The organism is Pseudomonas sp. FG47 (assembly GCF_057809115.1).
Genome location: NZ_JBMDJI010000038.1, coordinates 1 through 23,050 on the forward strand (window position 1 = coordinate 1; position 23,050 = coordinate 23,050).

Below are 23,050 nucleotides of genomic sequence, written 5' to 3' on the forward strand. Positions count from 1 at the left end.
CCAAAGCCAAAGCCAAAGCCAAAGCCAAAGCCAAAGCCAAAGCCAAAGCCAAAGCCAAAGCGAGAGGGGTGAGTGGGTAGTAGGCTGCGGGCTACGTTAAAGGGCGTTGTGGCGGGCCAGCGCCCATTCCACATGCTCGCGTACCAGCTCCGAAGGATCATCCCGTCGGGCATTGAGCGCCTCCAGTACCGGGATGGTCGAGGGCGCATTACCAAGCCCCACCGCAAGGTTACGCAGGAATCGTTCATACCCCGCCCGGCGCAATGGCGAGCCTTCGGTGCAGCCGAGAAAGCGCTTTTCATCCCACAGGAACAGCTCGGCCAGCTCGATATTGTCCAGCCCCCGGCGCGGCATGAAGTCGTCTTCTGTAGTGGTCTTGGCGAAACGGTTCCACGGGCAGACGATCTGGCAGTCGTCGCAACCGAACACCCGGTTACCGATCAATGAGCGCAGTTCCAGTGGAATGGCCCCGCGCAACTCGATGGTCAGGTACGAGATGCAGCGTCGGGCATCGAGCTGATAGGGCCCGACGAACGCCTGGGTCGGACAGATGTCCAGGCAGGCCTGGCAACGCCCGCAATGATCGCTGCCCTGCACACCGTCGATCGGCAGCGGCAAGTCGACGAACAGTTCGGCGAGGAAGAAATAGCTGCCCGCCTTGCGGTTGAGCAGCAGGGTGTTCTTGCCGATCCAGCCAAGGCCAGCCTCTTGGGCCAGGGCCTTCTCCAGTACCGGGGCGCTGTCGACGAAGGCGCGGTAGCCGAACGGGCCGATGGCCTCCTGGATGCGGTCGGCGAAGTGCTGCACGCGCTTGCGCACCAGCTTGTGGTAGTCGCGGCCCAGAGCGTAACGCGAGATGTAGGCTTTTTCAGGGTCCGCCAGGCGCTTGGCCATCTGCGTGTCGCCGGGCAGGTAGTCCATGCGCAGCGAGATCACCCGCAACGTACCGGGGATAAGCTCGGCCGGGCGCGAGCGCTTGCTGCCATGCTCGCCCATGTACTCCATCTCACCGTTGTGGCCGGCGGCCAGCCAACGCTGCAGGTGCTGTTCGTGCTCGCCAAGGTCGACACCGGCGATGCCGACATGGGCAAAACCGAGTTCGCGGCCCCAATCCTTGATCGATTGGGCCAGTGTGGCGATGTCTGGAAGGTCGGCGGACATGGATGAACAAGCATTACAAGCGGAGGTGCGTATAATTCTGCCAGACATCGGAGCCTTTGACCCCATGCCTCAGACCAAACACCCCCCATTACCGCTCAGCAGCCTGACCTTGGCCAGGTTGCCGCCACGTGCCGCTGATGCCCACAAGGGCGATTTCGGCCATGTGCTGGTGGTCGGTGGCGACCTCGGCACAGGCGGCGCGGTCATGCTCAGTGGCGAGGCGGCGTTGCGTTGCGGCGCCGGCCTGGTCAGCGTGGCTACCCGCCCCGAGCACGTAGCTGCGGGGCTGACACGCCTGCCCGAGACCATGTGGTTGGGCGTGAGCTCGGCCAACCAGCTGATGGCGTTGCTCGAGCGTGCCACGGTGCTGGTGGTCGGCCCTGGTCTCGGCCAGGCCGGGTGGGGGCGCAGCCTGTTGTCGGCGGTGGCCAATGCCCACCGGCCACAGGTGTGGGACGCCGATGCGCTCAACTTGCTGGCACGCACGCCACTGGCACTGCCCAGCGGCAGCATCCTCACCCCGCACCCCGGCGAGGCCGCGCGCCTGCTGGGGATTTCCACCGAGGCGGTGCAGGCCGACCGGCCGGGTGCGGCACGCAAGCTGGCGCGTCGCTACGCCAGCGTCTGCGTGCTCAAGGGCGCCGGCACGTTGGTGGCCGACCCTGGCGGGCAGTTGGCGTTTTGCGGCCGTGGGCACCCAGCCATGGCCGGTGCCGGATTGGGCGATGTGTTGACCGGCGTGCTGGCAGCCTTGCTGGCCCAGGGGCTGGATGCCTGGCAGGCCGCGTGCCTGGGGGTGTGGCTGCATGCGTGTGCCGGCGAGCGGTTGGGTGTCAAAGGTAGAGGGCTGGCGGCCAGTGATCTGGTGCCGGTCATAAGAGCGTTATTGGAGGAGCATTCAGCGTGTCAGGCATAACCCTGTTTCTGGGCGACGAGGACGCCACCGTCGCCTTTGGCGCGAAACTGGCCGAAGTGACCAAAGGTCATGGTGTGATTTTTCTCGAGGGCGACCTGGGGGCCGGCAAAACTACCCTGTCCCGAGGGCTGATTCGTGGCCTGGGCCATATCGGGCCGGTAAAAAGTCCGACATTTACCGTGGTTGAACCCTACGAGATTGGCGAGGTTCGCGCCTTCCATTTCGACCTCTATCGTTTGGTCGACCCGGAAGAGCTCGAGTTCATGGGCATTCGCGATTATTTCGAGGGCGATGCATTGTGCCTGTTCGAATGGCCCGATAAAGGCGCGGGCGTTTTGCCAAAGCCTGACCTGACCATTACCATAAGCCCGCAAGCGGGCGGACGTTCGCTGAACCTGTCGCCGCAGGGGGCTCGCGGCGAAGCCTGGTGTGCCGTTCTGGCCAAAGAATTCATACAGTAAGTGGGGAAAGGTATGCGCATACGCGCACTGGTCGCTGTCGTTGGGCTGCTGCTGACCGCGGTGACCGTTGACGCTCTGGCCGTCACTCAAGTCAAGAGCATGCGCCTGTGGCGCGCTCCGGACAACACGCGGCTGGTCTTCGACCTGTCCGGGCCTGTGCAGCACAGCGTCTTCACCCTGACCGCTCCCGATCGCCTGGTGATCGACATCAACGGCGCCACCCTGGGCGCGCCGCTGAACGTCTCCACCTCGAACACGCCGATCACCAGCGTGCGTTCGGCGCAGCGCACGCCTACCGACCTGCGGGTGGTGGTCGACCTGAAAAAGGCCGTGTCGCCGAAGAGCTTCACCCTGGCGCCGAATGCCCAGTACGGCAATCGCCTGGTGGTCGATCTGTACGACCTGGAGGCCGACGCCATCGCCGCCAGCAACCCGACGCCGCCGCCGACACCGCAGCCACCGGCCACCACGCCGGCGGTGCCCGTCACTCCGGCGCAGCCGGCGATCAAGTTGCCACCGCCACCGAGTGGCAAGCGTGACATCGTCGTCGCCATCGATGCAGGTCACGGCGGTGAAGACCCAGGCGCGTCCGGCTCGCGTGGCCAGCACGAGAAAGACATCGTGCTGCAGATCGCCAAGGAGCTGCAGCGCCAGATCAACACCGAGAAGGGCTACCGCGCCGAACTGACCCGTACCGGCGACTACTTCATCCCGCTGCGCAAACGCACCGAGATCGCTCGCAAGAAAGGTGCCGACCTGTTCGTCTCGATCCACGCCGACGCCGCGCCGTCCAAGGCCGCCTTCGGTGCCTCGGTATTTGCCCTGTCCGACCGTGGTGCCACCTCCGAGACCGCGCGCTGGCTGGCCGACACGGAAAACCGTTCCGACCTGATCGGCGGTGCCGGCAACGTCAGCCTCGACGACAAGGACCGCATGCTTGCAGGCGTGCTGCTCGACCTGTCGATGACCGCCACCTTGAGCTCCAGCCTCAATGTCGGGCAGAAGGTGCTGGGCAACATGGGCCGGGTCACGCCGTTGCACAAACAGCGCGTGGAACAAGCCGGATTCATGGTGCTGAAGTCGCCGGATATCCCGTCGATCCTGGTCGAAACCGGGTTCATCTCTAACGCCAACGAGGCCGCCAAGCTGGCCACCCGTGGCCACCAGCAGGCCCTGGCTCGCTCGATCCACACCGGGGTTCGGCAGTTCTTCCAGCAGAACCCGCCGCCAGGCACCTACATCGCCTGGCTGCGTGACAGCGGCAAGATCGCCCAGGGCCCGCGCGAGCACACCGTGCGTCCCGGCGAGACCCTGGCGATGATCGCCGTGCGCTACCAGGTGAGCGTTGCTGCCCTGCGCAGCAGCAACAGCCTCAAGAGCGACGAGCTGAAAGTCGGCCAGCACCTGGATATCCCCACCACTGCCTTGGCGTCGCAATAATGAGTGGTGGTTCGCGTATCCAGCTGCTCAGCCCACGGCTGGCCAACCAGATCGCCGCCGGCGAGGTGGTCGAGCGCCCCGCCTCGGTGGCCAAGGAGTTGTTGGAGAACAGCCTGGACTCCGGGGCCCGGCGCATCGAAGTCGAGGTAGAACAGGGCGGCGTGAAGCTGCTGCGGGTGCGTGACAATGGCAGTGGCATCGCCCCCGATGACCTGCCGCTGGCCCTGGCGCGTCACGCCACCAGCAAGATCCGCGAACTGGAAGATCTCGAAGGCGTACTTAGCCTTGGGTTTCGCGGCGAGGCCCTGGCATCGATCAGTTCGGTCGCCCGGCTGACCCTGACCTCGCGCACCGCCGAGGCCAGCGAGGCCTGGCAGGTGGAGACCGAAGGCCGTGACATGCTCCCACGGGTGCAGCCCGCGGCGCACCCGGTCGGCACCTCGGTCGAGGTCCGCGACCTGTTCTTCAATACCCCGGCCCGGCGCAAGTTCCTCAAGGCTGAGAAGACCGAATTCGATCACCTGCAAGAAGTGATTCGACGCCTGGCGCTGGCGCGTTTCGACGTAGGCTTCCACCTGCGCCACAACGGCAAGACCATCTTCAGCCTGCATGAGGCTGGCGATGAGATGGCCCGGGCTCGGCGGGTCGGCACCATCTGCGGTCCGGGCTTCCTCGAACAGGCGCTGCCGATCGATGTCGAGCGCAACGGCCTGCGCCTTTGGGGGTGGGTGGGCTTGCCGACCTTCTCGCGCAGCCAGGCCGACTTGCAGTACTTCTTCGTAAATGGCCGCGCTGTGCGCGACAAGCTGGTCGCCCACGCGGTGCGCCAGGCCTATCGCGACGTGCTGTTCAATGGCCGGCACCCGACCTTCGTGCTGTTCCTCGAGTGCGACCCGACCGGGGTGGACGTCAACGTCCACCCCACCAAGCACGAAGTGCGCTTTCGTGAAGGGCGCATGGTCCACGACTTCCTCTATGGCACCTTGCACCGGGCCCTGGCCGATGTGCGCCCGGAAGACCAGCTCGCGGCCCCGGCGGCGGCGAGCGAAATGGTCCGTCCCAGCGGCCAGCAAGCTGGCGAGTTCGGCCCCCAGGGCGAGATGCGCCTGGCTTCGCCGGTGCTCGAGCAGCCCCAGGCCGAGCAACGCCCGACGTTCTCCGGCGGTGGCTCGGGTGCGGGCTATCAGTACCAGTACACGCCGCGACCTTCGCAGCCTTTGCATGTCGGCGAGGCCCAGGCGGCCTATCGCGAATTCTACGCGCCGCTGGATACCGCCAGCGCCGCGCCCAGCAGCCTGCCGGATAGCCAGGGCGACATTCCGCCGCTGGGCTACGCCCTGGCTCAGCTCAAGGGTATCTACATCCTGGCTGAAAACGCCGTCGGCCTGGTGCTGGTGGACATGCACGCGGCCCATGAACGCATCATGTACGAGCGCCTCAAGGTGGCCATGGCCAGTGAAGGCCTGAGCGGCCAACCGCTGCTGGTGCCGGAGTCGCTGGCAATGAGCCAGCGCGAAGCCGACTGCGCCGAGGAGCATGCCCAGTGGTTCCAGCGGCTGGGCTTCGAACTGCAGCGCCTGGGCCCCGAGACCCTGGCGATCCGGCAGATTCCGGCGTTACTCAAGCAGGCCGAGGCCAACCGCCTGGTGCAGGATGTGCTCGCCGACCTCATGGAGTACGGCACCAGCGACCGTATCCAGGCGCACCTCAACGAGCTGTTGGGGACCATGGCCTGCCATGGCGCGGTGCGCGCCAACCGGCGCCTGGCCATCCCGGAAATGAACGCCTTGCTGCGCGACATGGAAAACACCGAGCGCAGCGGCCAGTGCAACCACGGCCGGCCGACCTGGACCCAGATGGGCCTGGACGACCTGGACAAGCTGTTCCTGCGGGGTCGATGAGATGAGCGCGAAACCCCCGGCGATATTCCTGATGGGCCCGACCGCGGCCGGCAAGACCGACCTCGCCATCGAGCTGACCAAGGTGCTGCCCTGTGAGCTGATCAGCGTCGACTCGGCCCTGGTCTATCGCGGCATGGACATCGGCACCGCGAAGCCCTCCAAAGCAGTGCTGGCCGCCCACCCGCATCGGCTGATCGACATCATCGACCCTGCCGAAAGCTATTCGGCCAAGCGCTTCTGCACTGATGCCCACGAGGCCATGGCCGAGATCACCGCGCGCGGCAAGATCCCGTTGCTGGTCGGCGGCACCATGCTTTATTACAAGGCGCTGGTAGAGGGCCTGGCCGACATGCCGGCCGCCGATCCGTCAGTGCGCGCCGAGCTCGAGGCCCAGGCCGGCACGTTGGGCCTGGCCGAATTGCATCGGCAACTGGCCGAGGTCGACCCGGAATCGGCCGCGCGTATCCATCCGAATGACCCGCAACGGCTGGTTCGCGCGCTTGAAGTGTACCGTGTGAGCGGCCAGACAATGACCGCCCACCGCCAGCGTCAATTCGCGGAAAGTCGCGGCGCAGACGCAAGCGCGGGCGAGCATTTGCCCTATACTGTCGCCAGCCTGGCGATAGCGCCTACAGATCGTCACATTTTGCATGAGCGAATTGCGTTACGATTTTCGCAGATGCTGGAACAGGGCTTCGTCGACGAGGTCCGAACGCTGCGGGCCAGAAGTGACTTGCACGCGGAACTGCCGTCTATACGGGCAGTGGGATATCGACAGGTCTGGGACTATCTCGACGGCAAGCTGTCTGAGAATGAGATGCGTGAACGCGGTATCATTGCCACGCGCCAGCTGGCCAAGCGCCAATTCACCTGGTTGCGCGGCTGGGAAGGCGTGCACTGGCTGGATAGCCTGGCCTGCGACAATCTGTCCCGCACCTTGAAATACCTGGGGACCGTCTCCATATTGAGCTGAGTCCCTGCCAAATGCCGTCTATTCTTGCGAAGGGGCGGCATAATTTATCGATTTTCTTGATTTTCTACTATTGATCCTTACAGGAGTGCGGCATATGTCAAAAGGGCATTCGCTACAAGACCCTTACTTGAACACCTTGAGAAAAGAAAAAGTCCCGGTTTCGATCTATCTGGTCAACGGGATCAAGCTGCAGGGCCAGATCGAATCCTTCGACCAGTTCGTTGTGCTGCTGAAGAACACCGTCAGCCAGATGGTTTACAAGCACGCCATTTCGACTGTCGTCCCTGCCCGTCCGGTTCGCCTGCCAAGCCCGACTGATGCCGATCACGGCGATAGCGAGCCAGGCAACGCTTGAAAGTAGGAGCCTGCATTGTTCTTTGAGCGCCACGGTGGTGGTGAGCGAGCGCTGCTCGTTCACTTGGAAGGTCAGAACCCTGAGGCGCGCGAAGACCCGCAGGAGTTTCAGGAGCTGGCGCTGTCGGCCGGAGCCGATATCGTCTCGCTGGTAACAGTGGCGCGGCATCAGCCCACCGCCAAGTTTCTGATCGGCAGCGGCAAGGTCGAGGAGCTACGCGACCTGGTCCATTCAGCCGAAGCCGACCTGGTGATTTTCAATCACACCCTCACGCCCAGCCAGGAACGCAACCTCGAACGTGTCTTCGAGTGTCGCGTGCTGGACCGTACCGGGCTGATTCTCGATATCTTCGCCCAACGGGCGCGTACTCACGAAGGCAAGCTGCAGGTCGAACTGGCCCAGCTCGAGCACATGAGCACGCGGCTGGTGCGCGGCTGGACCCACCTTGAGCGACAGAAAGGTGGTATCGGCCTGCGCGGCCCGGGTGAGACCCAGCTGGAAACCGACCGCCGTCTGCTGCGGGTGCGCCTGCGCCAGATCAAGGCACGCCTTGAAAAAGTGCGCAGCCAGCGCGAACAGGCCCGTCGCGGGCGCAAGCGCGCGGACATTCCATCGGTGTCGCTGGTGGGCTACACCAACGCCGGCAAGTCGACCCTGTTCAACGCCCTCACCCAATCCGAGGTGTATGCCGCGGACCAGCTGTTCGCCACCCTCGACCCGACCTTGCGCCGGCTCGAGCTGGCCGACCTGGGGCCGATCGTGCTGGCCGACACCGTGGGCTTCATTCGCCACCTGCCGCACAAGCTGGTCGAGGCATTTCGGGCTACGCTCGAAGAGTCGAGCAACTCCGACCTGCTGTTGCACGTGATCGACGCCCATGAGCCCGAGCGCATGGAACAGATCGAGCAGGTGCTGGCGGTGCTGGGCGAGATCGGCGCCGAGAGCTTGCCGATCCTCGAGGTGTATAACAAACTCGACCTGCTCGAAGATGTCGAGCCGCAGATTCAGCGCGATGCCGATGGCAAGCCGCAACGGGTCTGGGTATCGGCACGCGATGGACGTGGCCTGGAGCTGGTTGGCCAGGCGGTGGCCGAGTTGCTGGGGGACGACTTGTATGTCGGCACCCTGTGCCTGGAGCAGCGATTTGCCCGCTTGCGCGCGCAATTCTTTGCCCTGGGTGCCGTGCAGAGTGAAGAGCATGATGAAGAAGGGCGCAGCCTGCTGAGCGTGCGACTGCCCAGGGTCGAGCTGAATCGCCTGGTCAGCCGCGAAGGCATGGAGCCGCAAGTGTTTGTCGAGCAACACACTTTGCAATAAATGCCCGTCGAGGTCGGCGGGCAGCGGTGACAGGCATTCTGTAGCATTGGACGGCGCGCCGTGGGCGCGTCTTTGCTTTATCAGATGGAGAGCGCTATGGCTTGGAACGAGCCGGGTGGCAACTCGAACAATCAGGATCCCTGGGGCGGTCGCCGTAATGGCGGCGGCGGTGGTGGCGACAAGAAAGGTCCACCGGATCTGGACGAGGCCTTCCGCAAGCTGCAGGACAGCCTGAACGGCATGTTCGGCAGTGGCAAGAAACGTGGCGGCGGCGGTGACCGCAATATCGGCAAGGGTGGCGGCTACGGCCTGCTGGGCATCGGCCTGGCGGCTCTGGCGGCAATCTGGCTGTACAACGCCGTGTACGTGGTGGACGAGCAGGAGCAGGCCGTGGTGCTGCGCTTCGGCAAGTACTACGAGACCGTCGGTCCCGGCCTGAATATCTATTTCCCGCCGATCGACCGCAAGTACATGGAAAACGTGACCCGCGAGCGGGCCTACACCAAGCAGGGGCAGATGCTCACGGAAGACGAGAACATCGTCGAAGTGCCGCTGACCGTGCAGTACCGCATCAGCAACCTGCAGGACTTCGTGCTCAACGTCGACCAGCCGGAAGTCAGCCTGCAGCATGCGACCGACAGCGCCCTGCGCCACGTGGTGGGTTCCACCTCGATGGACCAGGTGCTGACCGAAGGCCGCGAGCAGATGGCCGTGGACATCCGCGAGCGTCTGCAGCGTTTCCTCGACACCTACCGTACCGGTATCACCGTCACCCAGGTCAACGTACAGAGCGCGGCAGCCCCGCGTGAAGTGCAGGAAGCCTTCGACGACGTGATCCGTGCCCGTGAGGACGAGCAGCGTGCGCGCAACCAGGCCGAGTCCTACGCCAATGGCGTGGTGCCGGAGGCCCGTGGCCAGGCGCAGCGCATCATTGAGGACGCCAACGGCTACCGCGACGAAGTCATCGCCCGCGCCAAGGGTGAGGCCGATCGCTTCAGCAAGCTGGTCACCGAGTACCGCAAGGCGCCGGAAGTCACGCGTCAGCGCCTGTACCTGGACACCATGCAGGAGGTCTACAGCAACTCCAGCAAGGTCCTGGTCACGGCCAAGGACGGGCAGAACAACCTGCTCTACCTGCCGTTGGACAAGATGGTCGAAGGCAGCCGCAGCAACCCTGCAGCGCCGGTCAGCAGCGTTTCGCCGTCGGTCAATGACGCCGCCGCGCGCGCCGCCCAGGACCTGCAACCACAACCGCCGCTGCGTTCCAGGGAGAGCCGCTGATGAGCAATAAATCGCTGTTCGCCCTGATCGGCGCCGTGGTGCTGGCGATCGTCGCCTGGAACTGCTTCTACATCGTCTCGCAAACTGAACGCGCGGTACTGCTGCAGTTCGGTCGCGTGGTCAAGGCCGATGTCCAGCCTGGCCTGCATGTGAAGGTTCCTTACGTGAACCAGGTGCGCAAGTTCGACGCCCGCCTGATGACCCTCGACGCCCCGACCCAGCGTTTCCTGACGCTGGAGAAGAAAGCGGTGATGGTCGATGCCTATGCCAAGTGGCGGGTGAAGGACGCCGAGCGTTTCTACACCGCGACCTCGGGCATGAAGCAGATCGCCGACGAACGCTTGTCGCGTCGTCTGGAAAGCGGCCTGCGTGACCAGTTCGGTAAACGTACCCTGCACGAGGTGGTTTCCGGTGAACGTGACGCGCTGATGGCCGACATCACCGCTTCGCTGAACCGCATGGCCAGCAAGGAGCTGGGCATCGAGGTGGTCGACGTGCGCGTCAAGGCCATCGACTTGCCGAAGGAAGTCAACCGCAGCGTGTTCGACCGCATGAGCACCGAGCGTGAGCGTGAGGCCCGCGAGCACCGCGCCAAGGGTAACGAACTGGCCGAAGGTATTCGTGCCGACGCCGACCGTCAGCGCCGCGTGCTGCTGGCCGAAGCGTACCGTGAAGCGGAAGAGACCCGCGGTGATGGCGACGCCCAGGCGGCGGCCATCTATGCCAAGGCCTACACCCAGGACGCCGATTTCTACGCGTTCTACCGTAGCCTCAAGGCCTATCGCGAAAGCTTCTCCAGCAAGAGCGACGTGCTGGTCCTGGACGCGAAGAACGAGTTCTTCCGCTACCTGGACAAGAGCAAGCCCTGATGGCGCCCGCATGAGGGAACGCCCCGTCTGGCAGCTAAAATGCCAGGCGGGGTGCATCCTGAATGAAAAGGGGTGTATGATGCGGCAGCCGGGAAATTCCCGGCTTTTTTGCGTCTGCAAGGTTGATTGGCCGCTGGCCTGTTGACGGTTTGGTCAGGACGCAAGGCAATTCGAGGGTATTGGCTACGGTGGTTGCGCTGGGATCGGTGCTGCCCGCTATTGTGCGCCAATGCCTGCTTTACTCACGGCTCGCCAGCTGGCAGGCCGCCCGGACCAGAGGGGAAATGGCGTAATGGCAACGGTAGACCGCTGGCTGCTGCCAGATGGCATCGAGGAAGTACTGCCACCTGAAGCCGCGCGCATCGAAATCGCGCGTCGCCAGGTGTTGGACCTGTTCCAGAGTTGGGGTTACGAACTGGTCGTCACGCCGCATATCGAGTACCTGGAGTCGCTGCTTACCGGCGCCGGCCAGGACCTGGACCAGCGCACCTTCAAGGTGGTCGACCCGCAATCGGGCCGCCTGATGGGCTTCCGCGCCGACTTCACCCCGCAGGTGGCGCGCATCGACGCCCACACCCTGCGCCGTGAAGGCCCGAGCCGCCTGTGCTACGCCGGCAGCGTGCTGCACGCCCAGCCACGTGCTTTGTCCACCTCGCGCAGCCCGATCCAGCTGGGCGCCGAGCTGTACGGCGACGCCAGCCCGACCAGCGATGTCGAGATCATCAGCCTGATGCTCGCCACGCTGCAGCTGACCGACGTGGCGGATGTGCACATGGACCTCGGCCACGTCGGTATCTACCGTGGCCTGGCCCGTGCCGCCAACCTGTCCGGCGCGGTCGAGCAGCAGCTGTTCGACGCCTTGCAGCGCAAGGCCGTCGATGAAGTGCAGGCGCTGACCGCCGACCTGCCCAAGGACCTGGGCAACATGCTGCGCGCCCTGTGCGAGCTGTGTGGTGGCCGTGAAGTGCTGGCCGAGGCCCGCGTGCGTCTGGGCCGCGCCCCAGCCAGCGTGCTGGCGGCGCTGGACGACCTGTTGGCGATCGCCGACCGCCTGGCCGCGCGCTACCCGCAGTTGCCGCTGTACTTTGACCTCGGCGAGTTGCGCGGTTACCACTACCACACCGGCGTGGTGTTCGCCGTGTTCGTCCCGGGCGAGGGTCAATCGATCGCCCAGGGCGGGCGCTACGACGACATCGGCGCCGATTTCGGCCGGGCCCGCCCGGCCACCGGTTTCTCCACGGATTTGAAGACCCTGGTCACACTGGGGCGAGCGGAGGTCGTATTGCCAACTGGCGGCATCTGGATGCCCGACAGCAGCGATGCGGCCCTCTGGCAGATGGTCTGCCAGTTGCGCAACGAGGGCCAGCGTGTGGTCCAGGCTCTGCCTGGCCAGCCGCTGAGTGCTGCTCTCGAGGCGGATTGTGATCGGCAATTGATTCAGCAAGACGGGCGCTGGCAGGTTCTGCCGCTGACCCATTGAGATTCTGCGCCGGCAATGGGCCGGCAACCAAGTTTGCGTGAATGAGGACAAGTGTTATGGGTAAGAATGTCGTCGTCCTGGGCACCCAGTGGGGTGATGAGGGCAAAGGCAAGATCGTCGATCTGCTGACCGAACATGCTGCCGCCGTAGTGCGCTACCAAGGTGGCCACAACGCGGGTCACACCCTGGTGATCAACGGTGAGAAGACCGTTCTGCACCTGATTCCTTCGGGCATCTTGCGTGAAGGCGTACAGTGCCTGATCGGCAACGGCGTGGTCGTTGCACCGGACGCCCTGATGCGTGAAATCACCAAGCTCGAAGAGAAGGGCGTACCGGTGCGTGAGCGCCTGCGCATCAGCCCGGCCGCGCCGCTGATCCTGTCCTACCACGTGGCGCTGGACCAGGCCCGTGAGAAGGCCCGTGGCGAAGCCAAGATCGGCACCACCGGCCGTGGCATCGGCCCAGCCTACGAAGACAAGGTCGCTCGCCGTGGCCTGCGCGTCGGCGATCTGTTCCACCGCGAACGTTTCGCCGCCAAGCTCGGTGAGCTGCTGGACTACCACAACTTCCAGCTGGTCAATTATTACAAAGAGCCGGCCATCGACTTCCAGCAGACCCTGGACGAGTGCATGGCCTACGCCGAGCAGCTCAAGCCGATGATGCTCGACGTCACCGCCGAGCTGCACAACCTGCGCCGCGCCGGCAAGGACATCATGTTCGAAGGCGCCCAGGGCTCGCTGCTGGACATCGACCACGGCACCTACCCGTACGTCACCAGCTCCAACACCACCGCCGGCGGCATCTCCACCGGTTCCGGCGTTGGCCCGATGTACCTGGACTACATCCTCGGCATCACCAAGGCCTACACCACCCGCGTCGGTTCCGGCCCGTTCCCGACCGAACTGTTCGACGAGACCGGCGCCACCCTGGCCAAGCGTGGCCACGAGTTCGGTTCGACCACCGGCCGTGCCCGTCGCTGCGGCTGGTTCGATGCCGTGATCCTGCGTCGCGCCATCGACGTCAACAGCATCTCGGGCATCTGCCTGACCAAGCTGGACGTGCTGGACGGCCTGGAGACCATCAACATCTGCGTGGGCTACAAGAACGAGAACGGTACCGTCATCGACGCGCCTTCCGACGCCGACAGCTACATCGGCCTGGAGCCGGTGTACGAAGAGATGCCAGGCTGGAGCGAGTCGACCCTGGGCGTGAAAACCCTGGAGCAACTGCCAGCCGCCGCGCGCGCTTACATCAAGCGCATCGAGGAACTGGTGGGTGCGCCGATCGATATCATCTCGACCGGCCCGGATCGCAACGAGACCATCGTGCTGCGTCATCCGTTCGCCTGATCAGCTACCCCGCTAGCCGACTGAACGCCGCGCCCCCGCAAGGAGGCGCGGCGTTTTCATGTGGGCAGCCCGCGTGCGCGCACAAATGCCTTGCCTCGCGCTTCCCTTTGGCGTTTATGCCTGCTGCCTCCGGCACAACCCTTGCTGTAAGAAGTTTCTGTAAATGCCATCAAAGTAATGGCCCCAGAAACACGAGGGTTACAACGTGTCCGCCATCCTTTCACTGTTACGAAGCCGCCTGTTGCGGCCTGTGTTTGTTGCGCTTGGTATCGCTCTTCTGGTGCAGGTGCTGGTTGCCGTCGCACTGACGCGGAGCACGGTCACCGCCTTGGAGGCCGATTTGGGGGCGCGCCTGGGCAATGACAGCCAGAAACTGGCTGGCGAACTGGAACAGGCCGGGGAGGATGTCCGGGCTGGGCTCGACAGCCTTTCGGTCAGTACGCGCCAGCGTTTGAGTGCGGGCCTGTCCAGCCGTCTGCAGGATGAGCAGCAGCAGCTGCGCGCAACGCTGGAGGAAAATCTCAGGGACTCGGCCCATGAAATGGCCGATCTGTTGGCCTCGGTCGCGCCACGGGCGATCTGGGACAACGACGTGCCGATGCTCTCGGACTTCGCTCGCCGTGCCCAGCGCAATCCCAATGTGCTGTTCGTGATCTACGACGATGTCCAGGGCCAGCACCTGACCCGCTACCTCAACCGGCAGAACCCGATCAACCAGGCATTGATGGAAAAGGGCCAGGGTGAGCGCGCGTTGGACAAGGTGCTGGATGCCGCGCGCAAGGATCCGTCGGTGTACTTCGTCGAAGCGTCGATCAACCCCAACGGCGCAGAGATCGGCAAGGTGCTGATGGGCGTGTCCACTGCGGGCATCGACCAGGAACTGAAGGCCCTCGATCAGCGCTTCGCGGCCTTGATCGCCAGTGGCGAGCAACTGGTCGGGGACAGCCTGGTGGCCGCCGCCGCCGACAGCGGCAAGGCCTTGCGTGCGCGCCTGGAGACAGCACAGCACAGCGCCACGGCGATGCAGGCCAATACCGCGCAGACCGTGCGTGATGCCGCCGCCGAGCTACGCTGGCGCATCGGCCTGGGCCTGGTGCTGGTAGGGTTGGGTGTGTTGCTGGTGGTGGCCGTGGTGCTCGGGCGCCGTGTACTCAGCAAGCTTGGCCTGCTGATCGCCGCGTTGAACGACCTGGCCGCCGGCGAGGGCGACCTGACCAAGCGCGTCAAGCTCGACAGCCGCGACGAGATCGGCGACATGGCCTCGGCGGTCAACCGCTTCGTCGACAAGCTGCAGCCCATCGTCCGCGAAGCTGGCGAGGTGGCCCAGCGTACTGGCGTGGAGATCGACAGCATGGCCCAGCGCAACGCCGGGGCCGATGCCGCCGCCGCGTTGCAGCGCGACGAAGTGGCTGCCAGCCTGCGCGACCTGTCGAGCATGGCTGACGAGGCCCAGGCCGAGAGCCATGCCATGCAGGCGGCATTGCAGCAGGTGGTGGACATTCGCCAGGCCACCGATGAGAACAGCCAGGCGACCACGCAGCTGGCGCGGCTGATCGAGAACCTGGCCGGCGAGGTGCAGACCGGTTCCCAGGTGATCGAGCGGCTGGCCCAGCAGAGCGAGCAGATCGAGGTGGTGCTGACGGTGATCCACGGCATCGCCGAGCAGACCAACTTGCTGGCGCTCAATGCGGCCATCGAGGCGGCGCGGGCGGGGGAGACCGGGCGTGGCTTCGCCGTGGTGGCCGATGAGGTACGTGCCTTGGCGAGCAAGACGCAGAGTTCGACCGGGGACATCCAGTCGCACATCGCTGCCCTGCAGCAGGGCGCCAAGGAGGCGGTGGCGACCATCAGCCAGGCAGGGCGCCAGGCCAGCGAAGGCTTGCTGGTGCTGCGCGACAACGAGCGGCGTCAGCAATCGGTGCAGGCTGCGGTGGAGCAGGTGCATGCGGCGATCGGCCTGGCCACCCGCGCGGCGGAGCAGCAGGCCAATGGCGCGCAGGCGGTGCGCGGGCGAGTGGAAACCATCCACGCTCAGGCCGAGCGTTCGGCCGAGGTGGTGATGCAGACCACCGCCAGCAGCAAGGTGCTGGATGACCTGGCCGCGCAGTTGCGCGCCAGCCTGGGGCAGTTCAGGGCCTGAGGTTCGCCGGCAAGCCGGCTCCTACACGAAACCCGTAGGAGCCGGCTTGCCGGCGAACAGGGGCTCACGCCTTGTTCAGATACATCCGCGTAGTCAGCAGGTACACCGGCAGCCCCGACACCACGATCAGCAACGCCGCATAAGGCGCCGCCGCCGCGAACTCGACGTTGGCGGTATGCGCCCATACCTCGGTGGCCAAGGTGGTCATGCCGGTGGGGCTGAGCAGCAAGGTCGCGGTCAGTTCCTTCATCGCATCCAGGAACACCAAGGCGAACGCCGCCGCCATCGCCGGGAAGATGATCGGCAGGGTGACCCGACAGAACGCCGCGAAGCTGCTCGCGCCCAGGGTTCGCGCCGCCTCTTCCAGGGTCGGCGAGGCCTTGTTCAGCGCCGTGCGCACCGGCGACTGGGCCAGCGGCAGGAATAGCAGCGCGTAGGCCAGGATCAGCAAGGCGGTGGTCTGGTACAGCGCCGGTACATAGTGCAAGGCGAAGAACACCAGGGTTAGCGCGATCACCAGCCCGGGCAGGGCGTGCAACAGGTATGGCAGGCGTTCGGCCCAGATCGCCAGGCGCCCCTTGTAGCGCACCACCAGGAAGCTGATCGGCAATGCCAGCAGCACGCAGAAGCCGGCGCCACCCAGCGACACCGACAACGAAGTGACCAGGGCTTTGCTGATGGCCGCAATCGGGAACGCCGCCGACGAGCCGACGCTCAGCCAGTAGCCGAGCATCGCCAGCGGAATGCCGCTGCCCAGTACCGCCAGCGCCAGGCAGAACAGCTGCCCCAGGGGCATCCAGCCACGCAGGCGCAGCGGCTGGGCGCGGCGCGCCACGCCCTGGCCGATGCGCACGTGGCGGGCCTTGCCGCGCACCCGCAGCTCCAGCCACAGCATCGCCAGGCACAGCGCCAGCAGCACGGCCGAAAGCATCGCGGCATTGGCGTTGCTGAACTCCAGCTCGAACTGCTGGTAGATCGCCGTGGTGAAGGTCTGCAAGCCGAGGATCGACAGCGCGCCGAACTCCACCAGCATGTGCAGGGCGATCAGCAGCGCGCCGCCGAGCATCGATGGCCACAGCAGCGGCAGGGTGATCTTGTGGAATACGCCCCAGCGGCTGCAGCCCAGGGTGCGCGCAGACTCTTCCAGCGCGGTGTCGAGGTTGCGCAGGGTGGCGGCCACCGGCAGGAACACCAGCGGGTACTTGGACAGCGCCATCACCAGGATCGCCCCGCCGAGGCCTTCGAAGTCCGAGCTCAGCGACACCCAGGTGAAGCTGCTGACGAACGACGGCACGGCGAACGGCAGGCACAGCACCACGCCCCACAGGCGACGGCCCGGCAGGTCGCTGCGCTCCAGCAGCCAGGCCAGGGCCACGCCGACCACCAGGCACAGCGCGGTGACGCCGACCATCAGCAGCAGGGTATTGCGCAGCAGGCCCCAGACGAACGGGCGCCACAGTAGGCGCAGCGCCTCGTGCCAGCCGGCATCCCAGGCCTTGAGCCCGACGTACAGCAAGGGCAGCACGCTCATGGCCACCAGGAACAGCACGGGCAGTACCACCCAGACGGATGGGCGCTTGCGCCGTGGAACGAAGCGGGCCAGGGCGGGCGAGGGCAGGGCGGCGGTCATCAGAGCAGGCCAACCTCACGTTCGAGCTCGATGGCCTCCTCGGCGTTGCCCAGGTCGGCTGGCGAGATCTGCGGTGGGCGCAGTTCGTCGAATGGCTTCAGGCCACGATCGGAGACCATGCCCTTGTGCAGTGGATACTCGGCGGTGGTCTGGGTGATCACGCGCTGGCCTTCTTCACTGGCCATCCAGTTGAGCAGGGCCTGGGCTTGCTTGGGGTGTTTGCTGGCCTTGACCACCGCGGCGCCGGAAACGGTGACCAGGTTGCCGGCATCGCCATCGGCCAAGTAGTAAAGCTTGGAGTCCAGCTTGCCGCGCTCGCGCTCAAGGGCATACCAGTAGTAGTTGTTCACCAGTACCGCGGCCACTTCGCCTTTTTCCACGGCCTTGAGGGCAACCATATTGTTGGTGTAGGTCTTGCCGAAGGCTTTCAGGCCGGTCAGCCATTCCTCGGTGGCTTCGCGCCCGTGCATCTTCAGGATGGCCACGGCCTGTTCCTGGAAGGCGCCGCTGGTGGGGACATAGCCGACGCGTCCGTCCCATTCAGGGCCGGCGAAGTCCATCACCGTCGTCGGCAGGTCTTTCTCGTCGATCTTCTTCGGGTTGAACACCACGATGCGGGTGCGGGCGGTGATGCCCATCCAGGTGCCGTTGGCGCCTACATATTCCTTGGGCATCATGTTCGCGGTGGCGTCATCGATCTTCGCCAGCAGGCCCAGCTCGCCCAGGTTGTTCAGGGGCGGGGATTCCTCGGTGTAGATGATGTCGGCCGGCGAGCGCGCGCCTTCCTCGATGATCTGGCTGGCCAGCTGGTTGCTGCTGCCCTTGCGGATATTGATGTGGATGCCGGTCTTGGCCTCGTAGGCCTTGGCGATGGCTTCGCCGATTTCCTTGTGCTGGCCGTTGTACATCGTCAACGTGACGGGGTCGTCTGCCAGGGCGGCCGGAGTGCCGATCACCAGGCTCAGAACTGCAGCGGCCAGGGTGCGCATCAGCGGTTGCGGGCGGATCGTCATGCGGGTACTTCCTCGCTTACGGCTACATATTTGGAAACAATGGTAAACGAAATCGTTTCTCAAATGGGCGCATGACGGGAAATTCATGAGTTTGTAGGAGAGGGCTTTGGTTGCCTGCAAAAAAACGCAGGCAAGAAAAAACCCACTAGCAAGCTAGTGGGTTTTTGTATGGTGCCCAGGAGAAGACTCGAACTTCCACGACCGTTAAGTCACTGATACCTGAAACCAGCGCGTCTACCAATTCCGCCACCTGGGCAAAGCTTTGCATCATCTGTCGAAGGCGACTATCGTACGCTTTCACACAGTAGTAACAGATCCTTGGTCATCTGTTACTTGAAAAATTTTGGTGCCCAGGAGAAGACTCGAACTTCCACGGCCGTTAAGCCACTGATACCTGAAACCAGCGCGTCTACCAATTCCGCCACCTGGGCACACATTCGAGATTAAAGAAGCTTTACAGCGTCGTTGATCTCTACTACAACTTCGGGGTTGTCCGTCGTTGTGGTGCGCACTATACGGACGCTCCTGATGCCTGTAAAGCCCCCGATCAAAAAAAATCTCAAAAAATTCAACTTGTTGATTCCGCAGGCCTATTGTCGCTCGCCAAGCACCGTGTCGGGGCTGTCCAAGGCTGAGATTTCCGGTTTCAATACGCCTATGCCAGAATTCCTATCTATATACCCCAAGGTGAACCCCTTCTGATGGCCGATTGGCAATCCCTCGATCCCGAGGCCGCTCGCGAAGCGGAAAAATACGACAATCCTATTCCTAGCCGTGAGCTGATCCTGCAGCGCCTCGCCGACCGCGGCGAACCGGCAGCCCGCGAACAGCTGGCCGAAGAATTCGGTCTTTATGAAGAAGACCAAATTGAAGCCCTGCGTCGCCGCCTGCGCGCGATGGAGCGTGACGGTCAGCTCATCTATACCCGGCGCGGCACCTATGCCCCGGTGGACAAGCTCGACCTGATCTGCGGCCGTGTCTCCGGCCACCGCGATGGCTTTGGCTTCCTGATCCCCGACGACGGCAGCGAGGACCTGTTCCTCAGCCCGGCGCAAATGCGCCTGGTGTTCGACGGCGACCGTGGCCTGGCCCGCGTCTCTGGCGTCGACCGTCGTGGCCGGCGCGAAGGCGTGCTGGTCGAAGTCATCTCCCGTGCCCACGAAAGCGTGGTCGGCCGCTACTTCGAAGAAGGCGGTATCGGCTACGTGACCCCGGACAACCCGAAGATCCAGCAGGAAGTGCTGGTCACCGCCGGGCGCAACGGTGGGGCGAAGATCGGTCAGTTCGTTTCGATCAAGATCACCCACTGGCCAACCCCGCGTTTCCAGCCGCAGGGTGACGTGGTCGAGGTGATCGGCAACTACATGGCCCCGGGCATGGAGATCGACATCGCCCTGCGCAGCTACGACATCCCGCATGTCTGGCCCAAGGACGTGATCAAGGAAGCGCGCAAGTTCCGCTCCGAGGTCGAGGAGAAGGACAAGGAGAGGCGCGTCGACCTGCGCCACCTGCCGTTCGTCACCATCGATGGCGAGGACGCCCGCGACTTCGACGACGCCGTCTACTGCGAACCCCTGGGCAAGCTGCGCCTGTTCTCCGGTGGCTGGCGCCTGTACGTGGCGATCGCCGACGTGTCCAGCTACGTGCGCCTGGGTTCGGCCCTGGACGTCGAGGCCCAGCAGCGCGGCAACTCGGTGTACTTCCCCGAGCGGGTGATCCCGATGTTGCCCGAGGAACTGTCCAACGGCCTGTGCTCGCTGAACCCGCACGTCGATCGTCTGGCCATGGTTTGCGAAATGACCATGAACAAGGCCGGTCAGATGGTCGACTACCAGTTCTACGAAGGCGTCATCCACTCCCATGCGCGCCTGACCTACAACAAGGTCAGCAGCATGCTCGAGCATGCTCGTACCCGTGAGGGCAAGGCGCTGCGCGAGGAGTACAAGGAGGTCCTGCCGGACCTGAAGAACCTGTACAACCTCTACAAGGTGTTGGTCGATGCCCGCCATACCCGCGGTGCGATCGATTTCGAAACCCAGGAAACCCGGATCATCTTCGGCGATGACCGCAAGATCGACGAAATTCGTCCGACCGTGCGCAACGACGCCCACAAGCTGATCGAGGAGTGCATGCTGGCGGCCAACGTCGCCACCGCCGAGTTCCTGCAAAAGCACAATGTGCCAGCGCTGTACCGCGTGCACGACGGCCCGCCGCCGGAGCGCCTGGAAAAACTGCGCGCCTTCCTCGGCGAGCTGGGCCTGACCCTGCACAAGGGCAAGGACCCGTCGCCCAAGGATTACCAGGCCCTGCTGGCGAGCATCGCCGGACGCCCGGACTTCCACCTGATCCAGACCGTCATGCTGCGCTCGCTGAGCCAGGCGGTGTACAGCGTCGAGAACAACGGCCACTTCGGCCTGAACTACGAGGCCTACACCCACTTCACCTCGCCGATCCGCCGCTACCCGGACCTGTTGGTGCACCGTGCCATTCGCAGCGTGATCCGCTCCAAGGTCGACACCCCGCACGTCAAGCGTGCCGGCGCCATGAGCATCCCCAAGGCGCGTATCTACCCGTACGACGAGAACAGCCTGGAGCAGATGGGCGAGCAGTGCTCGATGACCGAGCGTCGCGCCGACGAGGCCACCCGCGACGTGGTCAACTGGCTCAAGTGCGAATACATGCGCGACCGCGTGGGCGAGACCTTCCCCGGGGTGATCACCGCGGTGACCGGTTTTGGCCTGTTCATCGAGCTGACCGATATCTATGTCGAGGGCCTGGTCCACGTCAGCGCCTTGCCGGGCGACTACTACCACTTCGACCCGGTGCACCACCGCCTGTCGGGTGAGCGCAGTGGCCGCAGCTTCCGCCTGGGCGACACCGTGGAAGTCAAGGTCATGCGCGTCGACCTCGAGCAGCGCAAGATCGACTTCGAAATGTCCGAAGCCACGGTCAACGCGCCGGTCGGCCGCAAGCCCGCCGCCGCAGGCAAGGCTGCTGCAGCCGGCAAGGCTGTGTCCGAGCCTGCCCCAGCGTCCGAGGCGAAGATTTCGCCCAAGCCGCGCAGCCGCAAGAGCGAGGCCGCCGAGGCGTACTTCCCGAAAGACGCCGTGCAGCGCAACGCCGAAGTGCGCAAGAGCCGCGAAATGAAAAAGGCCCTGATGGGCGAAGCGCGCCATGCCGGCAGCAAGCCGGAGAAGGGCGCCAAGGCGTCGGGCAAGACCAAGCATCGCAAGGGGCCGTCGAAATCCGGCGCGCCACGTAAGGGCAAGAGCAAGCCATGAGTCAGCTGGAAAAGATCTACGGCGTGCACGCCGTCCAGGCGCTGCTGCAACACCACCCCAAGCGGGTCAAGCAGATCTGGCTCTCCGAGGGGCGTAGCGAACCGCGTATCCAGGCGTTGCTGGAGCTGGCCGCGCAGAACCGCGTGCAGGTCGGCCAGGCCGAGCGCCGCGAGCTCGATGCCTGGGTCGAGGGTGTGCACCAGGGCGTGGTCGCCGAGGTGAGCCCGAGCCAGGTGTGGGGCGAAGCGATGCTTGACGAGTTGCTCGAGCGCAGCGAAACCCCGCCGCTGATCCTGGTGCTCGATGGTGTCACCGATCCGCACAACCTTGGCGCCTGCCTGCGCACCGCCGATGCTGCCGGCGCCACCGCGGTGGTGATTCCCAAGGACAAGTCGGCCACGCTCACCGGCGTGGTGCGCAAGGTCGCTTGCGGCGCTGCCGAGGTGATGCCGCTGGTGGCCGTGACCAACCTCGCCCGTACCCTGGAGAAACTCCAGCAGCGCGGGTTGTGGGTGGTCGGCACCGCCGGTGAGGCCGAGCAGGAGATCTACCAGCAGGACTTGACCGGCCCGCTGGTGATGATCATGGGCGCCGAAGGCAAGGGCATGCGCCGCCTGACCCGCGAGCACTGCGACTTCCTGGTGAAGCTGCCGATGGGCGGCAGTGTCAGCAGCCTGAACGTCTCGGTGGCCACCGGGGTGTGTCTGTTCGAGGCCGTGCGTCAGCGTCAGAAAACCTGAAAGCTGGCGTTATCTCTGTAGGAGCCGGGCTTGCCGGCGAACACCGGCGTAGCCGGTGCCATGCACTGTGGTGCCTGTTTCGCCAGCAAGGCTGGCTCCTACAAGAACGATCGATGCCGGGTTGTTCAAATAATCGCCAATCACCTTGCTTGTCCCTGCGGCCTTCTCTACAATTGCGCCCCTTGCCGAGTTGGCAGGCGCGCATGCGCCTTCGCTCAGGGCAAGACATACAGTGTCATTCACTCCTTGTCTGACCAGGTTGCTGGCAGACTACTAACCCGTAAGGAGCATTCATGCGTCATTACGAAATCATCTTCCTGGTTCACCCGGACCAGAGCGAGCAAGTCGGCGGCATGGTTGAGCGTTACACCAAGCTGATCGAAGAAGATGGTGGCAAGATCCACCGCCTGGAAGACTGGGGCCGCCGTCAGCTGGCCTACGCAATCAACAATGTTCACAAGGCTCACTACGTGATGCTGAACGTTGAGTGCACCGGCAAGGCCCTGGCCGAGCTGGAAGACAACTTCCGCTACAACGATGCCGTGATCCGTAACCTGGTCATCCGTCGCGACGAAGCCGTCACCGGCCCGTCCGAGATGCTCAAGGCCGAAGAGAACCGCAGCGAGCGCCGTGAGCGTCGTGAACGTCCTGAAAATGCTGATGGCGCCGATGGCGACGACAGCAATGACAGCGACAACAGCGACAACGCTGACGAGTAATCCACGGACCTTCTTGAGGAGCCA

18 protein-coding genes and 2 tRNA genes are annotated in these 23,050 nt (G+C 64.4%); 15 read left to right on the forward strand and 5 right to left on the reverse strand.

All coding sequences use genetic code 11. From position 1 onward, the window contains the following. Positions 1-96: 96 nt before the first annotated feature. Positions 97-1,161, reverse strand: a complete 1,065-nt coding sequence (queG, locus tag ACODS5_RS20735) for a tRNA epoxyqueuosine(34) reductase QueG (protein ID WP_134690299.1) — start codon at positions 1,159-1,161, stop codon at positions 97-99. A gap of 64 nt (positions 1,162-1,225) precedes the next feature. On the opposite strand from queG, the gene ACODS5_RS20740 reads away from it, so the two are divergent. The 12 genes from ACODS5_RS20740 to ACODS5_RS20795 all read left to right on the forward strand — a co-directional run bounded on the left by ACODS5_RS20740 (position 1,226) and on the right by ACODS5_RS20795 (position 15,643). After that, positions 1,226-2,077, forward strand: a complete 852-nt coding sequence (locus ACODS5_RS20740; RefSeq protein ID WP_134690298.1) for an NAD(P)H-hydrate dehydratase — start codon at positions 1,226-1,228, stop codon at positions 2,075-2,077. Continuing rightward, positions 2,065-2,538, forward strand: a complete 474-nt coding sequence (tsaE, locus tag ACODS5_RS20745; RefSeq protein ID WP_134690297.1) for a tRNA (adenosine(37)-N6)-threonylcarbamoyltransferase complex ATPase subunit type 1 TsaE — start codon at positions 2,065-2,067, stop codon at positions 2,536-2,538. Before ACODS5_RS20740 ends, tsaE begins: the two co-directional genes overlap by 13 nt. A 12-nt stretch (positions 2,539-2,550) precedes the next feature. Next, entirely contained in the window at positions 2,551-3,978 is a 1,428-nt protein-coding gene (locus ACODS5_RS20750) for an N-acetylmuramoyl-L-alanine amidase (RefSeq protein WP_489109561.1), read from the forward strand. Next, a complete protein-coding gene (mutL, locus tag ACODS5_RS20755; RefSeq protein ID WP_489109562.1) occupies positions 3,978-5,879 on the forward strand; it encodes a DNA mismatch repair endonuclease MutL in 1,902 nt (633 codons plus the stop codon). Before ACODS5_RS20750 ends, mutL begins: the two co-directional genes overlap by 1 nt. Position 5,880: 1 nt before the next feature. Further along, entirely contained in the window at positions 5,881-6,852 is a 972-nt protein-coding gene (gene miaA / locus ACODS5_RS20760) for a tRNA (adenosine(37)-N6)-dimethylallyltransferase MiaA (protein ID WP_134690294.1), read from the forward strand. 94 nt (positions 6,853-6,946) lie between these two features. Next, positions 6,947-7,207 (forward strand): RNA chaperone Hfq, encoded by a 261-nt coding sequence (gene hfq, locus ACODS5_RS20765; protein ID WP_134690293.1) that lies wholly within the window; start codon positions 6,947-6,949, stop codon positions 7,205-7,207. Positions 7,208-7,222: 15 nt separating this feature from the next. After that, positions 7,223-8,524 (forward strand): ribosome rescue GTPase HflX, encoded by a 1,302-nt coding sequence (hflX, locus tag ACODS5_RS20770; protein ID WP_134690292.1) that lies wholly within the window; start codon positions 7,223-7,225, stop codon positions 8,522-8,524. 96 nt (positions 8,525-8,620) lie between these two features. Further along, entirely contained in the window at positions 8,621-9,805 is a 1,185-nt protein-coding gene (gene hflK, locus ACODS5_RS20775) for an FtsH protease activity modulator HflK (RefSeq protein ID WP_134690291.1), read from the forward strand. After that, positions 9,805-10,674, forward strand: coding sequence for a protease modulator HflC (gene hflC / locus ACODS5_RS20780; protein ID WP_134690290.1), 870 nt, complete (start codon positions 9,805-9,807; stop codon positions 10,672-10,674). The genes hflK and hflC overlap by 1 nt, the downstream gene beginning before the upstream one ends. A 292-nt stretch (positions 10,675-10,966) precedes the next feature. Next, positions 10,967-12,154, forward strand: a complete 1,188-nt coding sequence (locus ACODS5_RS20785; protein ID WP_134690289.1) for an ATP phosphoribosyltransferase regulatory subunit — start codon at positions 10,967-10,969, stop codon at positions 12,152-12,154. Positions 12,155-12,210: 56 nt separating this feature from the next. Continuing rightward, on the forward strand, positions 12,211-13,503 hold the full coding sequence (locus tag ACODS5_RS20790; RefSeq protein WP_134690288.1) for an adenylosuccinate synthase: 1,293 nt from the start codon (positions 12,211-12,213) through the stop codon (positions 13,501-13,503). A gap of 205 nt (positions 13,504-13,708) precedes the next feature. Beyond that, positions 13,709-15,643: a methyl-accepting chemotaxis protein gene (locus tag ACODS5_RS20795; protein WP_489109563.1), complete on the forward strand. Its 1,935-nt coding sequence runs from the start codon at positions 13,709-13,711 to the stop codon at positions 15,641-15,643. 64 nt (positions 15,644-15,707) lie between these two features. Here ACODS5_RS20795 and ACODS5_RS20800 read toward each other — a convergent pair whose 3' ends face one another. From ACODS5_RS20800 to ACODS5_RS20815, 4 genes are all read right to left on the reverse strand, one after another. After that, positions 15,708-17,273, reverse strand: coding sequence for an ABC transporter permease (locus ACODS5_RS20800; protein ID WP_489109564.1), 1,566 nt, complete (start codon positions 17,271-17,273; stop codon positions 15,708-15,710). Further along, a complete protein-coding gene (locus ACODS5_RS20805; protein ID WP_489109565.1) occupies positions 17,273-18,286 on the reverse strand; it encodes an extracellular solute-binding protein in 1,014 nt (337 codons plus the stop codon). Before ACODS5_RS20805 ends, ACODS5_RS20800 begins: the two co-directional genes overlap by 1 nt. A gap of 169 nt (positions 18,287-18,455) precedes the next feature. Then, positions 18,456-18,542, reverse strand: a tRNA-Leu gene (locus tag ACODS5_RS20810). An 88-nt stretch (positions 18,543-18,630) separates the two neighbouring features. Further along, positions 18,631-18,717: transfer RNA gene (locus ACODS5_RS20815), tRNA-Leu, on the reverse strand. Between the two features lie 270 nt (positions 18,718-18,987). On the opposite strand from ACODS5_RS20815, the gene rnr reads away from it, so the two are divergent. The 3 genes from rnr to rpsF all read left to right on the forward strand — a co-directional run bounded on the left by rnr (position 18,988) and on the right by rpsF (position 23,026). After that, positions 18,988-21,567 carry a ribonuclease R gene (gene rnr / locus ACODS5_RS20820; RefSeq protein WP_489109566.1) on the forward strand — a complete coding sequence of 860 codons (2,580 nt, stop codon included), beginning with the start codon at positions 18,988-18,990 and terminating at the stop codon, positions 21,565-21,567. Continuing rightward, positions 21,564-22,307 (forward strand): 23S rRNA (guanosine(2251)-2'-O)-methyltransferase RlmB, encoded by a 744-nt coding sequence (rlmB, locus tag ACODS5_RS20825; RefSeq protein ID WP_134690283.1) that lies wholly within the window; start codon positions 21,564-21,566, stop codon positions 22,305-22,307. The genes rnr and rlmB overlap by 4 nt, the downstream gene beginning before the upstream one ends. Positions 22,308-22,600: 293 nt before the next feature. Beyond that, positions 22,601-23,026: a 30S ribosomal protein S6 gene (gene rpsF / locus ACODS5_RS20830; RefSeq protein ID WP_134690282.1), complete on the forward strand. Its 426-nt coding sequence runs from the start codon at positions 22,601-22,603 to the stop codon at positions 23,024-23,026. Positions 23,027-23,050: the final 24 nt, after the last annotated feature.